We start from the raw sequence: 20,122 nt of genomic DNA on the forward strand, positions 1-20,122 counted from the left end.
CGTCTCTCGTACCGATAAGCGTACCACAACCTCCGTGCCGGTCGACAAACTCTTTGTGATGAGCCTCTAAGACCATGCTGGAAAATGACTTGCTTTTTTTGTTGAAAAACAGGCGGTTTGACTCAAGATGCCGGATGTCGCCTGCGTGCAACATGATGGTCGCCGCGGTGTTGCTGCTGGGCATCATGGCGGGACCGAGTGCCGGCCTGCTGCACGCGTCCGATAACGATTCGTCGGCTGCGCCGCGGCTCGACCGGGCTCATGCTCGGCAGGCTCACCGGATCGTCGAGCAGTGGGTCGAGCAGGGCGAGGTGCCCGACACAATCGACGCGACGGTGGCGGTGACGGGGCTGTCCGGCGTGCGGGTGACGCTGTGGCGGGATGGCATGTCGTACGGGGCGGGTGAGGCGTATGTGGACGATCTGGCGGCGGTGACGGACGACACCGGCCCGGCGATCGACCTCGTGCCCATTGTCGCCGAGGCGGCCCGGCAGGCGCTCGCCGGCGTGCAGGACACACTGACCGAGGCGCAGTTGCGAGCCCAGATGGACGGCCTGGACCTCGCGGAGACGCAAGCCCCGGCCGGCCTGGTCGACCTCGCGGGCGACCTGCTGGTGAGCGTGCAGCTTGGCGGGCAGTTGGATCGCATCCGCCTGCACGACGAAGCGGCGATCAACGAGTTGTACGCCAACTTCGCACCGGGCGCCCACGGCCTGCGTGTCACTGCCGGCAGCGACGGCCGACGTGCTGCCGTGATCTGGCCCGCCACGGTCATCGAGCGCAACATGTCGCCGCGCGGCCAGTTGACGCACCTGCTCTCGGCCACCGGGCATGACCCGACCGCCATCAGCCGACTCGCTCGGCCGGGCGGCCCGCGGCTGGCGCGCTTCGAAACGTTGCACGTCGTTCGGCCGAAGCCGGGCTGGGGCGTTGAAGACATGGTCCGCGGCGCGGTGCTGCTGCCCGAGCAGCAGGTCGACGAAGCGACGCTGGATGACATCATCGATCGACTGAGCAAGCACCTGGCCCGCCGATTCACCAGCGAGGGGCTGGTCCGCGGGCGATATCTGCCGACGAGCAACCGCTACGACCCGGTTGTCGCCGACCCGGCCGAGGCGGCGCTGGCTGCTTATGCACTGACCCGGTACGCCGGCTATCTGCACGACCTCGGCGACGAAGACCGCGCTGCGGCGCAACAGGCCCGCGCCGACCTGGCGATCAACCGGCTGGGCGAGTGGTTGCTCGGTGGGGCGGACGAGGCCGAGCCTGGCGAAGCGATGGCGGCGGCGTCGCTGACGCTGCTGAGCCTGGTCGACACGCCCGGCCGAACGGGCGCGCAGCGCGAGATGCGCGATGCGCTCGGCCGATGGCTTGTCGAGCGTGTGGCTGACGATGGCCAGCGTGATGATCTGGCAGTGGCGGATGATGCGGCTGACGATCAGGCGGAGCAGGCGAAGCCGGACGGCGCGGCGCTGGCGCTGACCACGGCGGCGCTGGCGGGGTTGTGGGAGCAGCAGCGCGACGCGGCGCTGGGCGAGGTGGTGTCGCGGTTGCTTGATGAGCAGTCGCAGGCATCGCCGAACGTGGCGTCGTTGTGGTGGCGGGCGCTGGCGTACGAGCGTGGGGGGCGGTTGTTGTCGGATGAGCAGTCGCAGGCGTGGCGGTCGTTGGGGCAGCTCGGCCGAACGTTTTTGCGTCGGCAGGTCACGCGTGCGCCGGACCTCGGCCCGGCGGATGTGGTGGGGGGAATCGAGTTGAGTCGCATCACCAGCGACGGCCCGCCGAACCCTGACTGGCGCACAGGTCATGTGCTCGCGTACCAGGCGGTCGCGCTGCGCACGCCTGAGATGCTCGATGACCAGCAGCTCATCGACTGGCTGTTGAGTGCGGGGTTGTCGGCTCGCTTCCTCGCGCAGCTTGTGATCGACGAGCCCGCGGCGTACAGCCTGAGAAGCCCGGCCGACGCGCTGGGCGGCGTTCGCCTCGCGCCGTGGAACAATCACCTGACCGTCTCCGCGCAGGCGATGACGCTGCTGGCGATCCTCGAACTGCAAGCCTCGCTCGAACACCTTGCAGAGCGGGGGATGTGACGGTTGCCGATCGAATCACAAAACGAAAGCGATGGAATCATGCCCATGCGTTTGACGCGATCATGGTTGATGCTGTTGTGCCTGCTCGCGTTGACGATCGCCTCGGCGGATGTGCGGGCAGACGCTAGCGCCGATGCAGACGCAGACGCAAATTCAGACGCCGGCGCGGGCGAGGCGGTGCAGTTGGAGACGGTGCACCGTTTTCAGTTCACCGATGAAGCCTCCAGCGCCACCGAGCTGAGCGGCATCACCTGGGTCGAAGGCGACCGCTATTTGGCTGTGTCGGACAAGCATGATCGCATCTACCCGCTGCGCATCACGCTCGACATGGCCAGCGGCGCGATCGAGGACATCGAGGTTGGCCCGAGTGTCACGCTGCTTCGCGACGACGGCCGACCGCTCGGCCGAACCGACCTCGAAGGCGTCGCCTATGACCGTCGTACGAACACCGTGCTCACCGCCGACGAGCTGGGCCCGACCCTTCGCGAGCATCAGCCGGACACGGGCACGCTGCTTCGCGAGCTTACGCCGAGCAGTCATCCCGACCTGCGCGTGTTCGCTCGCATCCGGACCAACCTCGCGTGGGAATCGTTGACGCTCACGCCCGACGGCCGACACGTCTGGACCGCCAACGAAGAGTCGCTGCGCAACGACGGCCCGCGCTCCACGCCCGACGCTGGCACGCTCGTCCGCCTTCAACGCCTCACCCGCGACCTCGAACCCGTCGGCCAGTGGGCCTACCGCACCGACCCGCTGCCCGGCCGCATCACCTTCCCGCCACGTTTCGCCCGCCGCGAGGCCGCCGGCGTGTCGGAGCTGCTCGCCCTCGACGACGGCCGACTGCTCGCGCTCGAGCGACACTTCGGCGGTACGGACGCGGGGCTGGCCCACTTCCGCATCCGCATCTACGAAATCGACTTCACCGACGCGACCGACACCACCGACATCGATCGCTTCTTCGACCTCGCGGACGACGAAATCAACACCGTCGCCAAACGCCTCGTCTGGGAAACCATCTCCTACGCCCCGATCGACAACCTCGAAGGCATGACGCTCGGCCCCGAGCTGGACACCGGCGACCGCGCGGTGCTGCTCATCGGCGACAACAACGGCGGCCACACCCACGCCCTCTACGCCCTGCGGCTGCTCCGACCGTGACAGACGGTACGGCAAGCTGGCGGAATTCCTGTAAAGTCCTTACTTTTCACGCGTTCCCAACGTAGGATGTCGTTATGTCCCAGGCGCCGGTCAGTCAGGAAACCACCCGCGGCTTCGAGCCGCCGCGAAACACGCAGTTCAGCGTCTTCCTCAACAATCGTGTGGGGCAGTTGCTTGATCTTGTCCGCATTTTCGACGGCCAGGCCGCCACGCTTGCCGGCTTGAGTGTCGTTGACTCGGCCGACCATGCCGTGGTGCGAATCCTGACTTCCCGCGCGGAACTGGCCCGCCGACTGCTGCTGCGGCGCGGCATGGCGTTCAGCGAGGCCGAGGTGCTCGCCGTCGAGTTGGATCACGACAAGTCGCTCGCTCATCTGTGTCAGAGCCTGCTCGCTGCCGAGGTGAACATCTACTACGCCTACCCGCTGATCGTTCAGCCGCGCGGCTATCCGGTGATCGCGGTCTATACCGACGACCTGCTGCTGTCCGCCCAACTGCTCCGCCGTAAGCTCTTCACCCTGCTGGCCGAGAATGACCTGGGTGACAACCGCTCCCACGGCCCGTCTGGAAACCCCGGTCCTTCCGGAAATCCCGGCAATCCCCCCAACAACCCCCACCCCCCCAGCGACCGCCACTCGTTTCAGTGATAGTGATACAAATCAAGCTCCGCTATCCAAAGAATAAAGCCCAGGCATGGCCATGCCTGGGCTTTAACCGTTAATCTCAACCGTCGATCTCACATCCGCCTCAACCGCATCCGCCCGCGATCAAAACTCGAACACCACGGCTCCGTAATACTTCAAATTGTTATGCCGCGAGCCTGGCAGCGGGTCGGATTCGTACTGGTTTTCTATGCCGAGCTTCACGCTCAGGCCGTCGACTTCGCTGACCAGAACCTGCCACTCCAGTCCGGAGGTGATGCGATATTCGCCCAGGTCTTCGAGGTTGGGGAAGATCGTCAGCGAGCCGGTGAGCCGCTGGTTTTCGGTGATGTTCCACCGCAGCAGCGACGCGCCCAGCAGCGCCTCGGGCGTGAACTTGCGTCCGCCGCGCACTTCGTACGTCGAACCGGCACCGATGCGGGCGACCAGTTCAAGGTCGTCTTCCTTGATCACTTCATAACCCAGACCAGCGTACGCGCCGAAGCGGTGCCGCCAACCGCGGAAGTGGTCGAAATCGTAGTTGCCCTGGGCAAACAGGAACATCGGCGACTCCGGCAGCAGCCAGTCTTTGGTCAGCTCGCTGCGGAACTCGTTCTGCGTGCTCGCGCTGCCGTCTCGGCCGTAGAAATAGCCGGCGTTGATCAGCCAGCGGTGCTCGTCGGTCTCCCTGCGGGCGCGAAACTGGCTGTTGACGCTGTTGGTTCGCGTGTCGCCGTCCGTGCCGGAAAAGCCCAGCGAGATCGAGCCTTCCCAGTTGGCGAAAAAGCCTTCGCCATCGAGGTCGATTTCGACCGGCTCGCCATCGGCCGCGGCCGCGTCGGGGTCGTCCCCGCCCAGTCGAACCAGAGGCAGCACGCCGTCCTCGTCCGTCGTCAGCTTGCGCACTCGGCCGGTGGGCACGACAAACTGCCCAAGCACCTCATGTTCGAAAATCACATGGTTCGACGTGATGTCGATCAGCCGACCCTTGAGCACTTCGCCTGATGTCAGCTCCAACTCATCTGCCACCACCGCGTCGCTTCCGAGCGCAACAGCCACGAACAGACAGCAGACCTTCGCAAACCTTCGCATCGTGTCATTCCTCAGCAAAATAATCAAAAACCCGACAGGGTTATCGGCAATCCCACTATATCTAAATGAAAACCCGCGGTGCGGCGTCCAAGCCTGAGCGACTTAAGTCGCTCAGCCTCCCCCACACCCCACACCCCACACCCCACGCCCCCAAGCCCCAAGCCCCACGCCCACTCCACCCACCCATCGCCCCCCGTTTTACCCCGCCCCCGTACTGCGGTACCTTCTCCCTGACATGCCGACGTGCCGCGGCCTGCGGCCAACAGTCACCTTGACGACCCACCATGCTCAAGCTCGCCACCATCCTCGACAATCCCGGTGAACCGCCCGTCCACACCCGCTACCGCGATCCGCGCGAGTTGAAAAGCCTCGGCTACACCGGCGTGGTCATCTACGAATCCACCGCGCTCTCCGGCGTCGAGTCGGCCGAGGTCGTCACCTCCGGCGAAATGCGCCGATGGACCATCAACCAGATGGATCACATCGCCCGCGCCATCGACGACGCCCACGCCGCCGGCCTGAAGGTCTACCTCTTCTACGATGTGCTCGTGCTGCCTGCCGACGTGGTCAACCGCAACCTCATCGCCCTGACCTGCAAAAACCGCCCGACCACGCTCTGCCCCGCCAGCGAGCAGGCGATCGAGTTGTCCACCGCCGCGTTGCAGAGCACGCTCGCCCGCTGGCCACGCGTCGAAGGCGTTGTGCTCCGCTTCGGCGACACCGACGCCCGCCGACTGCCGCACCTCGTCGGCAACGAAATCTACAGCCCGCATTGCCCGCGCTGCTCCCAGCTCGGCCGGGCCGACCGCGTGGTCAATATCGTCAACCGCTTCCACGACCTCGTCGTCAAGCAGATGGGTAAACAGCTGATCGCTCGCGCGTGGAACGTCCGCCCCAACGGGCTGCATGACTCCGTCGAGCTTGCCCGCCGAGTGATCGACCGCCTGCCCGAGCCCGACGGCGACCGCTTCCTGCTCTCGTTCAAGTTCACGCAGACCGACTTCTGGCGATACCAGAAATGGAACCCCGCCAGCCTCGCCTGCGGCGACCGCCCGATCATCTACGAGTTGCAATGCCAGCGCGAGTTTGAAGGCAAGGGCGGTATCCCCAACTTCCAGGCCTCGCTCTGGCGTGACGGCTATCCCGAAACGCGCGAAGACGACGAGCCCGCCGGCCTTAAAAACGTGGGCGACAAGGTCAACCTCGCCGGCGTGTGGGCGTGGGTGCGCGGCGGCGGCTGGGGCGGGCCGTTCGTCAAGAACGAAACATGGATCGACGCCAACGTCTTCGCAGCCCCGCGACTCGCGGACGACCCGAGCCTGGATGCCGCCGACCTTGCCAGAGCCTGGGTCGAGCAACGGCTGGGCATCACCGACGCCGCCATCACGCAAAGCCTGGTCGACATTCTCGAACACTCGCCGGAGATCGTCCGCCAGGCGTTTTACATCGGCCCGTTCGCCCGCACGAAGACCGACGCGTGGCATCCCAGTGCCGACTGGATTCAGGACGACGTGCTCGACGCGCAGGCCGCCTGGCGAATCGTCCAACGCCTCAGCGATGCGCAGCTCGATGAACTCGTCAGCGAAAAGTCGCGCGTCGTCGAACAACTCGGCGACGACCGCGCCGCGCTGCAACGCCTGGTCAGCGACCGCAATCACGCGACGCTCGAGCCGTTGGTGAACACGCTGACGTATGCCGAGTCGTTCTGCGAAACCTTGCGCGATCTGCTTGCCGGCCTCGTGGCGTATCGCCGCTATCAGAAGAATCACTCACCCGCCGCGGCAACCATCGCTCGGCAGAAGCTGCTCGCAGCGCAGTCGCATTGGAACCACCACACGCAACGCCACGGCTCGATGCCCGGCGTCGCGACCGCGTTCCGCGAAGAACATTTCTGGGAAGTGACGCAGGATGCGCTGGCGGCGCTGAGCGAATCAACCACAACCTGATTTCGTCTCACGTTGGAAGCCCACACCGTGACGGTGTGGGCTTCGTGCCCCTGAACACAACCGCGCTCACCCCTCCAGCGCCGCCATCTGGTCGTCGGGGATTTCGAAGTTGGCGTAGACCTTCTGCACGTCGTCGTGATCTTCCAGCCCGTCGATGAGCGTCAGCAGCTTTTCCGCGTCCCGGCCGGTGACGTTGATGGTGTTGTCCGGCACCATGGTCACATGCGCCGACTCGACGGTCATGCCCGCTGCTTCGAGCGCTTCGCGGACGGCGAGGCAGTCGTTCGGCTCGCTGAGCACCTGCCACGACTCGCCCGCGTCGGCGACGTCTTCCGCGCCGGCCTCGAGCGCGGCTTCCATGACGGCTTCCTCTTCCGTGCCGGGCCCGGTCTTGGTGACGAAGACTTCACCCTTGGGTTGGAAGAGGTAGCTGACGCAGCCGGACGCGCCGAGGTTGCCGCCACATTTTTCGAAGAGCTTGCGGACTTCCGGGGCCGTGCGATTGCGGTTGTCCGTGAGGATGTCGAGCATGACGGCGACGCCGCCGGGGCCATAGCCTTCGTAGACGACGCGTTCGTAGTCGGCACCGCCGGCGGCGCCGCTGCCCTTTTTGATCGCATTTTCGATCGTATCTTTGGGCATGTTGGCCGCCTTCGCCTCGTCGATGGCGTAGCGAAGGGTGAGGTTGGCAGCGGGGTCGGGGCCGCCGGCTTTTGCAGCCACGATGATGGCGCGGGAGCACTTGCTCCACATCTTGCCCTTCTTCGCGTCCTGCCGGGCCTTCTTATGCTTGATGTTCGCCCACTTGCTGTGGCCAGCCATGCGTCGTCTCCGTAGGGGGGTAGACGCGCATTGTAGCCGGTGGCCGAGCCTGAGTCAGGGGCGTCGCCCGCCCCGGCGAACAGGCGGTATCCTGTTGCCCATGCAACGCTACACCGTCCACTACACCGGCCGCGTTCAGGGCGTGGGCTTCCGCTACACCACGGTCAACGTCGCTGAGCCCTTCGCCGTCGCGGGCTACGTGCAGAACCTCGCCGACGGCCGGGTCAAACTCGTCGCCGAGGGCGAGCCTAAAGCGCTCGATGGCCTCCTCGCCGCGGTCGACCAGGCCTTGGGCCGATACATCCGCGAACACCGACTCGAAAAGTCCGACGCGACCGGCGAATTCGACGATTTCACCATCCGGCATTAAAGCCGGAAGGAAACCCCCGCCCCCCATGCCCTTAAGCCCCACCCCCACGCCTCACCCCTCAAGCCCCATTTACCCCCCTCGACTTGGCAAACGGAGGTAGGCCCGCTAACCTTTGGGGCTCATCAGCGGCATTGCCCCAACCGGCGGGCGCGCCCGCTATTGCATCCGAACAAGAGGACGTGATCATGGCCAGCAAAGGCACTGTTACGCAGGTGATCGGCTCGACTTTCGACGCCCAGTTTCCCGAGGCCGACCTGCCCGCTATTTACAACGCCCTTCACATCGACGTGAAAAAGGGCGATCTCGACTTCCGCCTCGTCGGTGAAGTGCAGCAGCACCTCGGCGGCGGCCAGGTCCGAGCCGTCGCGCTCGGCTCGACCGACGGCATGACCCGCGGCATGGATGTCACCGACACCGGTGAGTCCGTCACCGTGCCGGTGGGCGAAGAAGTGCTCGGCCGGGTGTTCAACCTCCTCGGCGAGCCCATCGACAAGGCCGGCCCGGTCAATGCGAAGACCCGTCTTCCCATTCACCGCGAGCCGCCTGAGTTCACCGACCTCAACCCCAAAACCGAAGTGCTCGAAACCGGCATTAAGGTCGTCGACCTGATGTGCCCGTTCGTCCGCGGCGGCAAGATCGGCCTGTTCGGCGGTGCCGGCGTCGGCAAGACCGTCGTCATCCAGGAAATGATCGCCCGTATCGCCCGCGAGCACGGCGGCTACTCCGTCTTCGCCGGCGTGGGTGAGCGTACCCGCGAAGGTAACGACCTCTGGCGCGAAATGGGTGAGGCCGAGTTCACCGACGCCCAAGGCAACAAGGGCCACGTCCTCGACCGCGTCGCGATGGTGTTCGGCCAGATGAACGAGCCCCCGGGCGCCCGCCTCCGTGTGGCGCTGTCCGGCCTGACGATGTGTGAGCAGTTCCGCGATACGTCGGGTAAGGAAACGCTGCTGTTCGTCGACAACATCTTCCGCTTCACGCAGGCGGGTATGGAAGTGTCGGCCCTGCTCGGCCGTATGCCCTCGGCCGCCGGCTACCAGCCGACGCTGTCGACGGAGATGGGTGAGCTTCAGGAGCGGATCAGCTCGACGGACAAGGGTGCGATCACCTCCATCCAGGCCGTCTACGTGCCGGCCGACGACTTGACCGACCCCGCGCCGGCGACGACGTTTGCTCACCTCGACGCGTTCGTCGTGCTCGAGCGAAGTATTTCCGAGAAGGGCATCTTCCCGGCCGTCGACCCGCTGGGCTCGACCAGCCGTGTGCTCGATCCGAACATCGTCGGCGAAGAGCACTACGCGGTCGCCCGCGAGGTGCAGCAGATCCTCCAGCGCTACCGCAGCTTGCAGGACATCATCGCCATCCTCGGTGTTGACGAGCTGAGCGAGGAAGACAAGCTCGTGGTGAACCGTGCTCGTAAGATCGAGCGCTTCCTGTCGCAGCCGTTCTTCGTCGCCGAGGTGTTCACCGGCTTCCCCGGCATCTACACCCCGCTGAGCGAAACGATCGACAGCTTCAAGCGCCTCTGTGCCGGCGAAGCGGACGAGCTTCCCGAAAGTGCTTTCATGTACGTCGGCAACCTCGACGACGCCCGCAAGAAGGCTGAGAAAATGGCTGCCGAGTCGTAAGCCGACCACGACAAACTTGAATTACCTCCGAAGCCCACGACGTGACGTCGTGGGCTTCGGTCGTACAATGGGGTGCGTGGGACTTCAACACGTAGGGGTTTGTTATGACCACCACGCCCGCAATCGTCCGCACGACCGCCCGCAGCGGTAAGCGCCGAGCCGACTGTTTTTTCGGCCTGCATTTCGATCATCACGCGAAACGTGACGACACGATCCTCAACGAACGCGTCAGCGAACAGCAGGTCCGCCGTATCATCGAGTTGACCCGTTGCGACTACATCCAGCACGACTGCAAGGGCCACCCCGGCATCGCCGGCTACCCCGACTCGCAGGCGGGCGTTTCCCCGTCTGGCCTCACCGCCGACGCGCTGGCGATCTATCGCAACGTCACCGCCGAGCTAGGCGTCAACCTCTATGTGCACTTCTCCGGCGTGTGGGACAATCAGGCCGTCGAAGAACACCCGCAGTGGGGCGTCACCCCACCACCCGCCGGCCGCATCAAGGCTACCTCGACGTTCGGCCCCTACGTGCGCGAGCGATTGATCCCGCAGATGCTCGAAGTGATCGACCGCTACCGCGTGGACGGCTTCTGGGTCGACGGCGACTGTTGGGCCACCGAGATCGACCATTGTGACGAAGCGATCCGCCGCTTCCGCGAAGCCACGGGGGAAAGTCAGCCGCCCGCCGGCCCCGGCGAGGCGAACTGGCTGATCTGGCATGCGATTCACCGTGACCAGTTCGCCGCCTACCTCGCCGAGTACGTGCACGCTGTGCATGAGAAAGACCCGGGCTGCGAGGTGTGCAGCAACTGGCTGCACTCGACACACGCGCCCGAGCCGATCAAGGCGCCGGTCGACTTCGTGTCCGGCGACTTCACCCCAAGCAACGCGGTCAACAGCGCCCGCCTGGAAGCGCGATATCTTTCTAACGTCGGCAAGCCGTGGGACCTGATGGCGTGGGCGTTTGTGAACGTGCCCGGCGCGACCGGGCGTGCGTACAAGTCGGCCGAGCAGTTGCAGCAGGAGGCGGCACAGGTGCTCGCGCTCGGCGGCGGCTTTCAGTTCTACTTTCACCCGGATCGGCATGGCGCGTTCAGCGAGGCGCAGCTTGCGTTGATGGAGCGCGTCGCCGCGTTTTGCCATGAGCGCAAGACGACGTGCTGGCAAAGCGAAACCATCGGGCAGGTCGCGCTGCTGCTCGATACGACGAGCTACTACGCGGCGAGCGAGAGCGTGTTTCGGCCATGGAACGGGCAGTACGAAGCGATTAAGGGCGCGCTGCACGCCACGCTCGACGCGGGTCACGCCTGCGACGTGCTCGCGGACCATCAGTTCAACTGGCAGCAGGATCGCTACAAGGTTGTGCTCGTGCCCGAGTGGGCTGACGTGCCCGTGTCGATGGTTGAAGAGCTCACGGCGTACGTCGAGCGTGGCGGCAGCCTGCTGGTGATCGGCGCTGCGGCGGCGGAGCGCTTCGCGCCGCTGCTGAGCAAAGCGGGCATCGAACTCGTCGGCGAAGCTCGTGACGAGTTGGCTTACCTTCAGGTAAACGAAAGTCAGTCGTCGCTCGGCGAAGCGGGGGCCGTGCCGGTGGCAGGGCGGTGGCGTTCGCTGCGTGTGGGCGGGTCTGCGGAAGTGGCGGGCGATCGCACGCCCGGCGTGGTCGAGGGGCTCGATGCTCAGCCTGCTGTGGCGATGGGGCAGATGGGGGCGGGCCGAGTGGCGGTCGTGCCGGGGTCGGTGGGGCTTGCGTATCGCCGAAGCGGGACGCCCTGGCTTCGCGACTGGCTGGATGATGTGCTGTGTCGGCTGTACAAGCCGATCGTCCGCGTCGAGCCCGAGCAGGGGCGGGCGACGGTGGACGTCGTGCTGCGTCGCAAGGCCGGGCGAACGATGGTGCACCTGCTTAACGTGGCCGACATGCCCACCGCAGCCGCCGATCAGCCGGGCGGTCACATCATCGACCGCGTGCGACCCACCGGGCCGTTGAAGGTGCACATCAACCTGAAAGGTCGGCCGCGCGATGTTCGCATCGAACCGCAAGGTACGCTCGCGGCGTCGCATTGGAACGCGAGCGAATCAACGTTGACGGTCAATGTGCCCTCGGTGCATCTGCACATCGCGATCGCGATTGAATGAGTTGCAAGGTCATGCCGCGCGAGCAAGACGCGCGAGCAAAGCCCACGGATGGCCATCCGTGGGCTTTAACCGTTAGTCATTGTTGTCATCGTCGCCGTTTTCATCGTCACCATTGCCATCGCGATCGCGTCGGCCGCCGCGGCGTTCGCGTCGGCGTTCCATGCGCTCGCGGGCTTCCTGCCAGTTGGCTTCGAGTTGCTCGCGCTGCTCTTCGGTAAGGATCTCTTTGACGTCGTGAATCACCTGGCCCGGGTCGGGCGCGTCGAACATCAGTTCGCCCAGCTCGGCCCAGCTTTCACGAAACTGTTCGCGGTCGTCGGCCTTCCGCGCGTTATGCACACGCTGGCGCAGGCCGTGCACGGCCTGGCCATGCTCCTGCCACCAACTCATGCGGCGTTCGCGGGCTTCACGGAGGGTTTCGCGGATCTGCTCATGCTGTTCGTCGTCCAGGTCCAGATCGCGCACCAGCCGACGCAGCGAGCCTTCGTCCATGCCGTGCATGCCCGTCGCTGGGTGTCGCATCTGGATGCCGCTGCGGTCGCGGTCCTGGTTGTTGTCGTTATCGTCCGCGACGGCCGCGCCGCCGCCGATCGTCAGCATGAGCACAGCCAGCCATGCTCCGAGTGTGGTAAATCTTTTCATAAAAATAGCCCTTGTAAAGGCGGTTCCGCCAGGCCGTCGGCCGGGCTCTACAGAGTTTAACGCGAGGCCGGGCTCTCTATTGCAATGCTTGCCCACCTTGGCCCGACGCGGGCGAGCCTCTATCATCCCTTTCAGACGACATACCCCCCCGCAGCCTCAACCTACGATTGGTCATCATGGCGATCAGCAAGCAGGACGTTCAGAATCAGCTCCGCAAGGTACAGGACCCCGAGCTTCATCGCGACCTTGTGTCGCTCAACCGCGTCGCCAACGTCGCCTGGTGCGACGGTGTCGCCAGCGTCAGCGTGCTCTGGTCCGCCTCGGCAGGGGGGACGCAGCAGCAGATCCGCGACGCGATCGAGCAGGCCGTCCGCGAACTCGGCGACGAGGTGAAGCAGGTCAGCGTTGATTTCGTCGGCCAGGAGAAGCCCGCACAGGGGCAGGGGGGCCAGCCCGCCGGCGACGACAGCCCGCAGGCCCAGGCCCGCGCGAGCAACCCGCTGCCGAATGTGAAGCACATTATCGCGGTGGGCGCGGGCAAGGGTGGCGTTGGCAAGTCCACGGTTTCGGTCAACCTGGCTGTGGGCCTGGCCCGCACCGGCGCGAAGGTCGGCCTGCTCGACGGCGATATCTACGGCCCGTCCGTGCCGACCATGCTCGGCCTCGACGACATCAAGCCGCAAGGCTCGGGCAACATGATCTTCCCGTTCCAGGTGCATGGCATTAAGACCATGACCATCGGCAAGCTCGTCGAAGCAGACAAGCCGCTGATCTGGCGTGGCCCGATGGCGCACGGCGCGTTCCGCCAGCTTGCCACGCAGACCGAGTGGGGCGAGCTGGACTACCTCATCATCGACCTGCCGCCGGGCACGGGCGACGTGCCGCTGACGCTTGCGCAGTTGCTGCCGTTGACCGGCGCGGTGGTGGTGTGCACGCCGCAGAAGGTGGCGCAGGATGACGCCAGGCGAGCGGTGAAGATGTTCCAGCAACTCGGCATCCATGTGCTCGGCGTGGTGGAGAACATGAGCTACTTCATCGGCGACGATGGCAAGGAATACGACATCTTCGGCCGCGGCGGGGCGAAGCGGATGGCCGAGCAGTTGGCCGTGCCTTTCCTGGGCATGGTGCCGATCAACATGCGCCTTCGTGAGAATTGTGACACGGGCGACCCCACCGCCAACTTCGTCGGCGACGACAAGCTCGCGGAAGAGTTGACCCACGTCTCGCAGAAGCTCGCCGGCCAGGTGCAGGTGCTCAGCATGTCAGGCGAACTGGACGCGCCGAGCATCAGTGTGCATTGACACCCGACAGGCGGAGAACGGCATGGACGAAGACCTTGATCAGATGACGCGGGAGCAGTTGATCGACGAGGTCAGGAAGCTGCGGCAGGGCATTCGTCAGCATCGTGACAGCAGCGGCCACGAACTTTGCTGGCACCATCCTGCACTTTGGGCGTTGCTGCCGGAGAAGACCGATCCGCTGCCGGTGGTTCCGGACTGGCCGGAGTTTATCCGGGGGTGTATCAAATATCGGCAGTCGCTGGACGAACAGGCGTCAGACGCTCCGCGGACCGATGTGCCCTACGACGAATGAAACGTCTGCATGGCGTCACCGTGTGACCGCTTCGTCGGCAACGGCGCGTTGGGCGATCTGTGTCAGCGCGTCGCAGGCATACTGCACATCTTCAACTGTCAGGTATGGCCCGAAGCTTAGCCGTGTCGTGCCCGCGAGCTCATGTGTGTTGAATGTCTTGTGAGCCAGCGGTGCACAGTGGATGCCCGAGCGGGTGAGGATGCCGAATTCGCTTTCGAGCACATCGGAGAGCGTGCGCGGATCGTCATAGCCAGTTCCGGGGACGACGCGCACCGAGAACACGCCGCAGCGGTCGTTCACGTCCGGCGGGCCGTAGACGGTCAGGCCCGGCAGGTCGGCGAGGCCTGCGACCATCGTGGCGACGAGTTGCTGCTCGTGTTGCCAGAGGTTGTCGATGCCCTGATCGAGGATGTACTGCACCCCTTCGCTGAGGCCGAGGATGCCGATGGCGTTGTGGCTGCCGGGCTCGAAGCGGTCGGGCATGAAGTCGGGTTGCGTATCATCTTCGCTGACCGAGCCGGTGCCGCCTTCGCGGACGGTGTGCATGAGCTTTTCAATGCCGGGCCGGATGTAGAGCATGCCCGTGCCCAGCGGCCCGAGCAGCCCCTTGTGGCCGGGCGCTGCGAGCAGGTCGATGTGGTCGCGTTGGACGTCGAGCGGCATGTGGCCGAGCGTTTGGGCGGCGTCGACGAGGAAGGGGATGTCATGTCGGCGGGCGATCGCGCCAATCTCGGCGACGGGTTGCACCGTGCCGGTGACATTCGAGCCGTGCACGACGGCGATGAGGCAGGTGTCGGGGGTGATCGCCTTTTGAATATCGCCGGGGTCGACCAGGCCGGTGTCGGGGTTGCATTCGACGCGAGTCTGCTGCACGCCGTCGTGTCGGGCCATCATGTTGAACGGGCGCAGGACAGAGTTGTGGTCCATCCAGGTGGTGATGACGTGGGGCGATCGGCCGCTGGCGCGGGCAGCGCGAGTGATGCCGTGGATCGCGAGATTCAGGGCGTCGGTGGTGTTGAGGGTGAAGACGACGTGGTCAGGGTTTTCGCCGTGGATGAGCGTATTGATGCGCTCGCGGCATTGGTGCATCAACTGCCCGGCTTCCTGCGCCTCGGCGTACGCACCCCGGCCGGGGCTGGCGCCGAGCTCGGTGGCGAAGCGGGTCATGGCAGCCAGCACGCCCGGTGGCTTGGGGAAGCTGGTGGCCGCATTGTCCATGTACAGGCGTCGGGGCATTGGGTGTGTCTCGCGCAGGGGCAAGGGGCCATTCTAGCGCGACCAGCAGCAAAGGGGCAACCGGGGGGGATTTGGTGATGTGGTGATTTGGCGATTTGGTGATGTGAAAGGTGCGGCCACCGCTCCCCTCCCTTCCGGAACTTCGCCAGATCGCCAAATCACCAAATTCGCGAATCACGGTAGAATGAACCGATTGGTTACCAATCGCACCCCGTTGCCGTGAAGTTTTCTTATGAAGATCCAGCCCGCCAGTCGCATTGAACGGTTGCCGCCTTACGTGCTCGGCCGCCTGAAGCAGATGATCTACGACCGCCGAAAGGCCGGTGCGGACGTCATCGACCTGAACATGGGCAACCCCACGGACGCCCCGCCGGACGCGGTGGTGGACAAGATCCGCGAGGCCGTGACCGATCCGCGCAACAGCCGGTACTCGGTGAGCAAGGGCGTCTACAACCTCCGTCGAGACATGGCTCTGAAGTACGAGCGCAAGTGGGGTGTTCAGCTCGACCCGGACACCGAGGTGATCGCCACCATCGGCTCGAAAGAGGGCTTCAGCCACATGTGCCTCGCCCTTCTGGGCCCCGGCGACATCGCGGTGGTGGCGGACCCGGCGTTCCAGATTCACACCTACGCCGTGGTGCTCGCCGGCGCGAGCACGGTCAGCGTGCCGCTGGGCAATGACGAGGCCTTCCTCGCCCGCATCGATGACGTGCTGAACCACCTGACGCCGAAGCCCAAGTGCGTCATCCTCAACTACCCGCACAACCCCACGAGCATGACCGTTGAGCCGACCTTCTTCGAAAAGGTCGTCGAGCTTGCCGCTCGGCACGAGGTCATGATCATGCACGACTTCGCCTACGGCGAAACCTGCTTCGACGGCTACCAGGCCCCCAGCTACCTCGCCGCCCCCGGGGCGAAAGGCTTCGGCGTGGAGTTTTCCACGCTGAGCAAGCCTTACAACATGGCGGGCTGGCGGATCGGCTTCTGCTGCGGCAACGCGGACATGCTCGCAGCGCTGGCGACCATCAAAGGCTACTACGACTACGGCATCTTCCAGGCGGTGCAGATCGCCGCCATCATCGCCATGCGCGAGGGTGACGCCCACGTGCAGCGGCAGGCTGAGGTCTACCAGCGCCGCCGCGACGTGCTGGTGCGCGGCGTCGAACGGCTCGGCTGGCAGTGCGACCCCTGCCGGGCGACCATGTTCGTCTGGGCGAAGGTGACGCCCGAGCATCTCGCGCCCTACGGCGGAAGCACGGACGAGTTCTGCCTCGCCATGGTCGATCAGGCCGACGTCGCCATGACCCCCGGCGCCGCCTTCGGCCCCCGCGGAGAAGGCTATGTCCGCATGGCGCTGGTCGAAAACGAGCACCGCATCCGCCAGGCCCTCAAGCAGCTGCAACGCGTGCTCAACCGCCCGGCTCCGACGGTGGTGTGACCGCGAAAACAGGTGTGATTACAAAACGCGTCATTCCTCGCGGAACGCGTTCTGCTGCGCTCGGTGGGGGACCATGCTGGCGCTTCGCCGCTGACGAAATCCTGCGATTCCCAATTCCCACTCATGGCGGGGTAGGATCCTGACCGATGTCCGATAAGGAGTCGGCCCAGATCGCACGGGGCTTATAGTTGTCTCGTCCTGCCGGGCCTCCCTACAATCCCGCGAGTGTCCCAACGACATGAAGAAGATTGAACCGCAACATTTTCTCGATGTGGTCCGCCCGCCGCTGGCGCAGGGTGACGCCGCAGAGCTTGCCCGGGCTGTGCTCGAACGGTGGTCGGCCCGCGATGTGTGCGTGTTGCTGCAATGTCCGCAGCAGGATGTCCGCCGGGTCGCGGCGGTGGTGATCGGGCTCGTGGGCGACGGTTCGTGCATCGGCTGCCTGACCCACGCGCTGCACGACACGGACGAGCAGGTCAATCAGATGGCGGAGCATGGCCTGTGGTCGATCTGGTTCCGCGCCAGCCAGCCCGCCGCCGCCCAGCCGTTCCACGAAGGCGTCGCGCTGCTTTCGATGGAATGCCAGGACGATGCGATTCGCAAGTTCACCCAGGCCATCGACGCCGACCCCGACTTCGCCGAGGCGTACAACCAGCGGAGCATCGCCCACTTTCTCGCCGGCCGCTGGCAGGCCGCGCTCGACGACGGCCACGAAACCATCGCCCGCATGCCGATCCATTTCGGCGCGATTGCCGGCATGGGCCACTGCCACGCTCACCGAAACGAACTCGACCACGCTTTGGCCTGCTACCGCCGTGCCCTGGCGATCAACCCCCGCATGCCCGCGATCGCCCGAGCCGTCGAACGCCTCGAACACAAACTGCATGGCGTTCCTGTTCCCGCGCCGAAACCGTCTCATCGCGGCGCGCAGCAGTAGCGCCCATCGGCAACCATAAAGCCCACGGATTCAATCCGTGGGCTTCCGCCCCGCGCCTCCACCCACCTACAAAAAAAGCCCAACCCACCCACAAAAAAACCCACGGCCGAGTCGACCGTGGGTTTTCTGTTTTTACACGTTCTTGAAACTCAGGCCGCCTGGCTCTTGCCCTGACGTCGCCGTCGGCCGACGGTGCGCTGGTCTTCGCCCATGCGACGGTCCGGGTTCTCCGCCATCGTCTGCACCAGTTCGCCGGGGTCGTTGGCCCAGAGGTCTGCGCCGATTTCCTCAGCGAGCCCTTCGGCCCGGTTGAACACGCCGCCGCCGACGATGATCTGCAGGTCCGGGCAGACGCCCAGTTCGTGCAGCCGATCGATCAACAGCCGGGTGTAAGGCACGGTCTGCGGCACGGCGCCGAAGATCACCAGCTTGTTCGCTTTCATTTGGCCGAGCTGTTCGACCAGTTCATCGTTGGCAATGCCGCCGCCGGCGTAGAAGACGGTGTAGCCGTCGGCTTCGAGAAGGTCGGCCGCCATCTGCGCCGCGAGCTCTTCGGCCTGCTCCGCGCCGCAGGCGACCAGCACTGTGCAGTCACGCGACTGGCCCGACTCCAGACGCATCTGCATCTGGTCGACAAGCTGCCGCAGCAATCGCGTGGCGAACTGGTAAGCCAGGTCGCTGAGCTGATCGTTGCGATGCAGGTTCTGCACGTGTTCCAGCGTTGGCCAGAACAGATGCGTGAGGATCTGCGACGCCTGGATGTCGGCATCCAAGGCTTCGTTGACGACGCTGCGCGCCGCGTCACGATCGCCGCTGATCAGGGCATTGAAGAACTGTTCGTGAATTACATTGCGTCGACTCGCCATGCGTACTCTCCATACAGACGGCTTGCAGCAAGCCAGTTTCACGGGCAGACGACCTTGTCGTCCCGGTGGCCAATGGCCGGTTTGCGATGTGGCTGAGTCGTCCTGACTCGGCCGGGCGTGCCCCCCTCAAGGGCCCGCTGCGATTGCGACCTTTGTTTCATCGGGTAGGGGACGGTATATCTTGACCAATCGGTATAAACATCGCAGTTTTCCAAGACGCGGCGGGCTGCCCCATAGCTTAAACAATTTCAACGCATAGGTTTGGGTGTTTTGCAGAAAAGTCCGATAAACCTACTTTGTCAAGTCTGCCTTTTCAACCCGACTTGCCGAACGGCCAGGCAGGGCGGTGATTCAGACGTTACCGCGCTGCTTTCAGGAACGTGAAGCCGACGATATCCAGCCATGGGAATCCAGCGATCCGAAAAAATTTTGCATTCGCGCGGTATCTCTGCATCAGTCGTGCCGTCTGGTTCGTCTATGCTTTAAGTTGACACGATGCCGGGCCGCCGGTCATCATCCACACGCACTGACAAGAAAACGCAATCCGATGATCCAGATGAGCCACATCATGAAACACACGAAAATCACGCAATGGCTTGCCGCCATGCTGCTCGCCCTGTCGCTGATGGTCACCCCCGGCTGCCAGGTGAACCCCGCCACCGGGCAGTCGCAGTTCAACGTCCTCAGCGAACGCGAGGAAATCGAGATCGGCGAACAGTACAGCCCCGAGTTCCTCGAAGAGTTCGGCGGCCCCATCCCCAACGAACGCATCCAAAGCTACGTCCGCGAGATCGGCATGGAAATGGCCGCCATCAGCGAACGGCCCGACCTGCCCTGGGAGTTTCACACGCTCGACTCCGGCGTCATCAACGCGTTCGCGCTGCCCGGTGGCAAGGTCTTCATCAGCCGCGGCCTCATGGTCGAGTTTGAAAACGAAGCCCAGCTCGCTGCCGTCATCGGCCATGAGATCGGCCACGTCACCGCGCAGCACATCGGCCAGCAGATGAGCCGAGCCGCCGCGACGCAGGCCGGCCTGGGCATCCTCGGTGTCGCCGTCGCCGGCACGGACTGGGGCCCGCTGTTGGGCGTCGGTGCGGAGTTGGGGTCGGGCGTTTATCTGCTGAGCTTCGGCCGGGAGCAGGAAAACGAAGCCGACGAACTGGGCATGCGCTACATGAGCCGCGTCGGTTACAACCCCGCCGCTGCGCTCAAGGTGATGGAAGTGCTCCGTGCCGCGGGCGGGGGTGGCGGTATTGAATGGCTGTCCACTCACCCGGCGCCCGATACGCGCGTCAGCCGTGTGCAGCGTGTTCTCGATCGTGACTATCCGGACCATGACGACGCCGACGAGTACCGCCTCGGCCGAGACAGCTACCGCGAAAATGTCCTCGAGGAGTTGCGCAAGATGCCTGCCCCGACCCACGGGGCATCGCAGCAGGGCAGCCTCGGCCCGATCATGCGGCACGCTCACGCGGGGTGCGCGGCCTGCGTCCACTGAAATAGTCGATCGACCGTCATAATCGCC

General features: G+C 64.9%; 17 protein-coding genes. 12 read left to right on the forward strand and 5 right to left on the reverse strand.

The window, feature by feature from the left end; genetic code table 11:
- Window positions 1-134: 134 nt before the first annotated feature.
- From ACERK3_12345 to ACERK3_12355, 3 genes are all read left to right on the forward strand, one after another.
- Window positions 135-2,090, forward strand: coding sequence for a hypothetical protein (locus tag ACERK3_12345; GenBank protein ID MFA9479073.1), 1,956 nt, complete (start codon window positions 135-137; stop codon window positions 2,088-2,090).
- Window positions 2,091-2,135: 45 nt separating this feature from the next.
- The gene (locus ACERK3_12350) at window positions 2,136-3,248 is read left to right on the forward strand and encodes an esterase-like activity of phytase family protein (protein MFA9479074.1); all 1,113 of its coding nucleotides are present in this window, start codon (window positions 2,136-2,138) and stop codon (window positions 3,246-3,248) included.
- 74 nt (window positions 3,249-3,322) lie between these two features.
- Window positions 3,323-3,895 (forward strand): acetolactate synthase, encoded by a 573-nt coding sequence (locus ACERK3_12355; protein MFA9479075.1) that lies wholly within the window; start codon window positions 3,323-3,325, stop codon window positions 3,893-3,895.
- Window positions 3,896-4,015: 120 nt separating this feature from the next.
- On the opposite strand, the gene ACERK3_12360 is transcribed toward ACERK3_12355, so the two are convergent.
- Window positions 4,016-4,981, reverse strand: a complete 966-nt coding sequence (locus ACERK3_12360; GenBank protein ID MFA9479076.1) for a YdiY family protein — start codon at window positions 4,979-4,981, stop codon at window positions 4,016-4,018.
- Between the two features lie 284 nt (window positions 4,982-5,265).
- Here ACERK3_12360 and ACERK3_12365 point away from each other — a divergent pair, with 284 nt between their 5' ends.
- Window positions 5,266-6,927, forward strand: coding sequence for a hypothetical protein (locus ACERK3_12365; protein ID MFA9479077.1), 1,662 nt, complete (start codon window positions 5,266-5,268; stop codon window positions 6,925-6,927).
- Window positions 6,928-6,993: 66 nt separating this feature from the next.
- Here ACERK3_12365 and ACERK3_12370 read toward each other — a convergent pair whose 3' ends face one another.
- A complete protein-coding gene (locus ACERK3_12370) occupies window positions 6,994-7,749 on the reverse strand; it encodes a YebC/PmpR family DNA-binding transcriptional regulator (protein MFA9479078.1) in 756 nt (251 codons plus the stop codon).
- 100 nt (window positions 7,750-7,849) lie between these two features.
- On the opposite strand from ACERK3_12370, the gene ACERK3_12375 reads away from it, so the two are divergent.
- From ACERK3_12375 to ACERK3_12385, 3 genes are all read left to right on the forward strand, one after another.
- Complete coding sequence (locus ACERK3_12375; protein MFA9479079.1) at window positions 7,850-8,119, forward strand: acylphosphatase; 270 nt, start codon at window positions 7,850-7,852, stop codon at window positions 8,117-8,119.
- Between the two features lie 185 nt (window positions 8,120-8,304).
- A complete protein-coding gene (atpD, locus tag ACERK3_12380; protein ID MFA9479080.1) occupies window positions 8,305-9,747 on the forward strand; it encodes a F0F1 ATP synthase subunit beta in 1,443 nt (480 codons plus the stop codon).
- Window positions 9,748-9,851: 104 nt separating this feature from the next.
- Window positions 9,852-11,885 (forward strand): hypothetical protein, encoded by a 2,034-nt coding sequence (locus ACERK3_12385; protein ID MFA9479081.1) that lies wholly within the window; start codon window positions 9,852-9,854, stop codon window positions 11,883-11,885.
- Window positions 11,886-11,957: 72 nt separating this feature from the next.
- Here ACERK3_12385 and ACERK3_12390 read toward each other — a convergent pair whose 3' ends face one another.
- Window positions 11,958-12,527: a Spy/CpxP family protein refolding chaperone gene (locus ACERK3_12390; GenBank protein MFA9479082.1), complete on the reverse strand. Its 570-nt coding sequence runs from the start codon at window positions 12,525-12,527 to the stop codon at window positions 11,958-11,960.
- A 176-nt stretch (window positions 12,528-12,703) separates the two neighbouring features.
- Between ACERK3_12390 and ACERK3_12395 the strand changes: the two genes are divergently transcribed.
- Both ACERK3_12395 and ACERK3_12400 read left to right on the forward strand, forming a co-directional pair.
- Window positions 12,704-13,828: an Mrp/NBP35 family ATP-binding protein gene (locus ACERK3_12395; GenBank protein ID MFA9479083.1), complete on the forward strand. Its 1,125-nt coding sequence runs from the start codon at window positions 12,704-12,706 to the stop codon at window positions 13,826-13,828.
- A gap of 22 nt (window positions 13,829-13,850) precedes the next feature.
- Window positions 13,851-14,120, forward strand: a complete 270-nt coding sequence (locus tag ACERK3_12400) for a hypothetical protein (protein ID MFA9479084.1) — start codon at window positions 13,851-13,853, stop codon at window positions 14,118-14,120.
- A 15-nt stretch (window positions 14,121-14,135) separates the two neighbouring features.
- Here ACERK3_12400 and ACERK3_12405 read toward each other — a convergent pair whose 3' ends face one another.
- A complete protein-coding gene (locus ACERK3_12405; GenBank protein MFA9479085.1) occupies window positions 14,136-15,356 on the reverse strand; it encodes an aminotransferase class V-fold PLP-dependent enzyme in 1,221 nt (406 codons plus the stop codon).
- Window positions 15,357-15,588: 232 nt separating this feature from the next.
- On the opposite strand from ACERK3_12405, the gene ACERK3_12410 reads away from it, so the two are divergent.
- Together ACERK3_12410 and ACERK3_12415 are read left to right on the forward strand one after the other, a co-directional pair.
- Window positions 15,589-16,794 carry an aminotransferase class I/II-fold pyridoxal phosphate-dependent enzyme gene (locus ACERK3_12410; GenBank protein MFA9479086.1) on the forward strand — a complete coding sequence of 402 codons (1,206 nt, stop codon included), beginning with the start codon at window positions 15,589-15,591 and terminating at the stop codon, window positions 16,792-16,794.
- Between the two features lie 238 nt (window positions 16,795-17,032).
- Window positions 17,033-17,731 carry a tetratricopeptide repeat protein gene (locus ACERK3_12415; GenBank protein MFA9479087.1) on the forward strand — a complete coding sequence of 233 codons (699 nt, stop codon included), beginning with the start codon at window positions 17,033-17,035 and terminating at the stop codon, window positions 17,729-17,731.
- 149 nt (window positions 17,732-17,880) lie between these two features.
- Here ACERK3_12415 and ACERK3_12420 read toward each other — a convergent pair whose 3' ends face one another.
- The gene (locus ACERK3_12420; GenBank protein MFA9479088.1) at window positions 17,881-18,597 is read right to left on the reverse strand and encodes a B12-binding domain-containing protein; all 717 of its coding nucleotides are present in this window, start codon (window positions 18,595-18,597) and stop codon (window positions 17,881-17,883) included.
- Between the two features lie 568 nt (window positions 18,598-19,165).
- Here ACERK3_12420 and ACERK3_12425 point away from each other — a divergent pair.
- On the forward strand, window positions 19,166-20,095 hold the full coding sequence (locus tag ACERK3_12425; GenBank protein MFA9479089.1) for a M48 family metalloprotease: 930 nt from the start codon (window positions 19,166-19,168) through the stop codon (window positions 20,093-20,095).
- Window positions 20,096-20,122 lie beyond the last annotated feature (27 nt).

Source organism: Phycisphaerales bacterium AB-hyl4 (assembly GCA_041821185.1).
Taxonomy (GTDB): Bacteria; Planctomycetota; Phycisphaerae; order Phycisphaerales; family Phycisphaeraceae; genus Natronomicrosphaera; species Natronomicrosphaera hydrolytica.

Coding starts and splice junctions, on each gene's coding strand:
- ACERK3_12345 (MFA9479073.1), top strand. CDS start 135: ATGTCGCCTGCGTGCAACATGATGGTCGCCGCGGTGTTGCTGCTGGGC.
- ACERK3_12350 (MFA9479074.1), top strand. CDS start 2,136: ATGCGTTTGACGCGATCATGGTTGATGCTGTTGTGCCTGCTCGCGTTG.
- ACERK3_12355 (MFA9479075.1), top strand. CDS start 3,323: ATGTCCCAGGCGCCGGTCAGTCAGGAAACCACCCGCGGCTTCGAGCCG.
- ACERK3_12360 (MFA9479076.1), bottom strand. CDS start 4,981: ATGCGAAGGTTTGCGAAGGTCTGCTGTCTGTTCGTGGCTGTTGCGCTC.
- ACERK3_12365 (MFA9479077.1), top strand. CDS start 5,266: ATGCTCAAGCTCGCCACCATCCTCGACAATCCCGGTGAACCGCCCGTC.
- ACERK3_12370 (MFA9479078.1), bottom strand. CDS start 7,749: ATGGCTGGCCACAGCAAGTGGGCGAACATCAAGCATAAGAAGGCCCGG.
- ACERK3_12375 (MFA9479079.1), top strand. CDS start 7,850: ATGCAACGCTACACCGTCCACTACACCGGCCGCGTTCAGGGCGTGGGC.
- atpD (MFA9479080.1), top strand. CDS start 8,305: ATGGCCAGCAAAGGCACTGTTACGCAGGTGATCGGCTCGACTTTCGAC.
- ACERK3_12385 (MFA9479081.1), top strand. CDS start 9,852: ATGACCACCACGCCCGCAATCGTCCGCACGACCGCCCGCAGCGGTAAG.
- ACERK3_12390 (MFA9479082.1), bottom strand. CDS start 12,527: ATGAAAAGATTTACCACACTCGGAGCATGGCTGGCTGTGCTCATGCTG.
- ACERK3_12395 (MFA9479083.1), top strand. CDS start 12,704: ATGGCGATCAGCAAGCAGGACGTTCAGAATCAGCTCCGCAAGGTACAG.
- ACERK3_12400 (MFA9479084.1), top strand. CDS start 13,851: ATGGACGAAGACCTTGATCAGATGACGCGGGAGCAGTTGATCGACGAG.
- ACERK3_12405 (MFA9479085.1), bottom strand. CDS start 15,356: ATGCCCCGACGCCTGTACATGGACAATGCGGCCACCAGCTTCCCCAAG.
- ACERK3_12410 (MFA9479086.1), top strand. CDS start 15,589: ATGAAGATCCAGCCCGCCAGTCGCATTGAACGGTTGCCGCCTTACGTG.
- ACERK3_12415 (MFA9479087.1), top strand. CDS start 17,033: ATGAAGAAGATTGAACCGCAACATTTTCTCGATGTGGTCCGCCCGCCG.
- ACERK3_12420 (MFA9479088.1), bottom strand. CDS start 18,597: ATGGCGAGTCGACGCAATGTAATTCACGAACAGTTCTTCAATGCCCTG.
- ACERK3_12425 (MFA9479089.1), top strand. CDS start 19,166: ATGAAACACACGAAAATCACGCAATGGCTTGCCGCCATGCTGCTCGCC.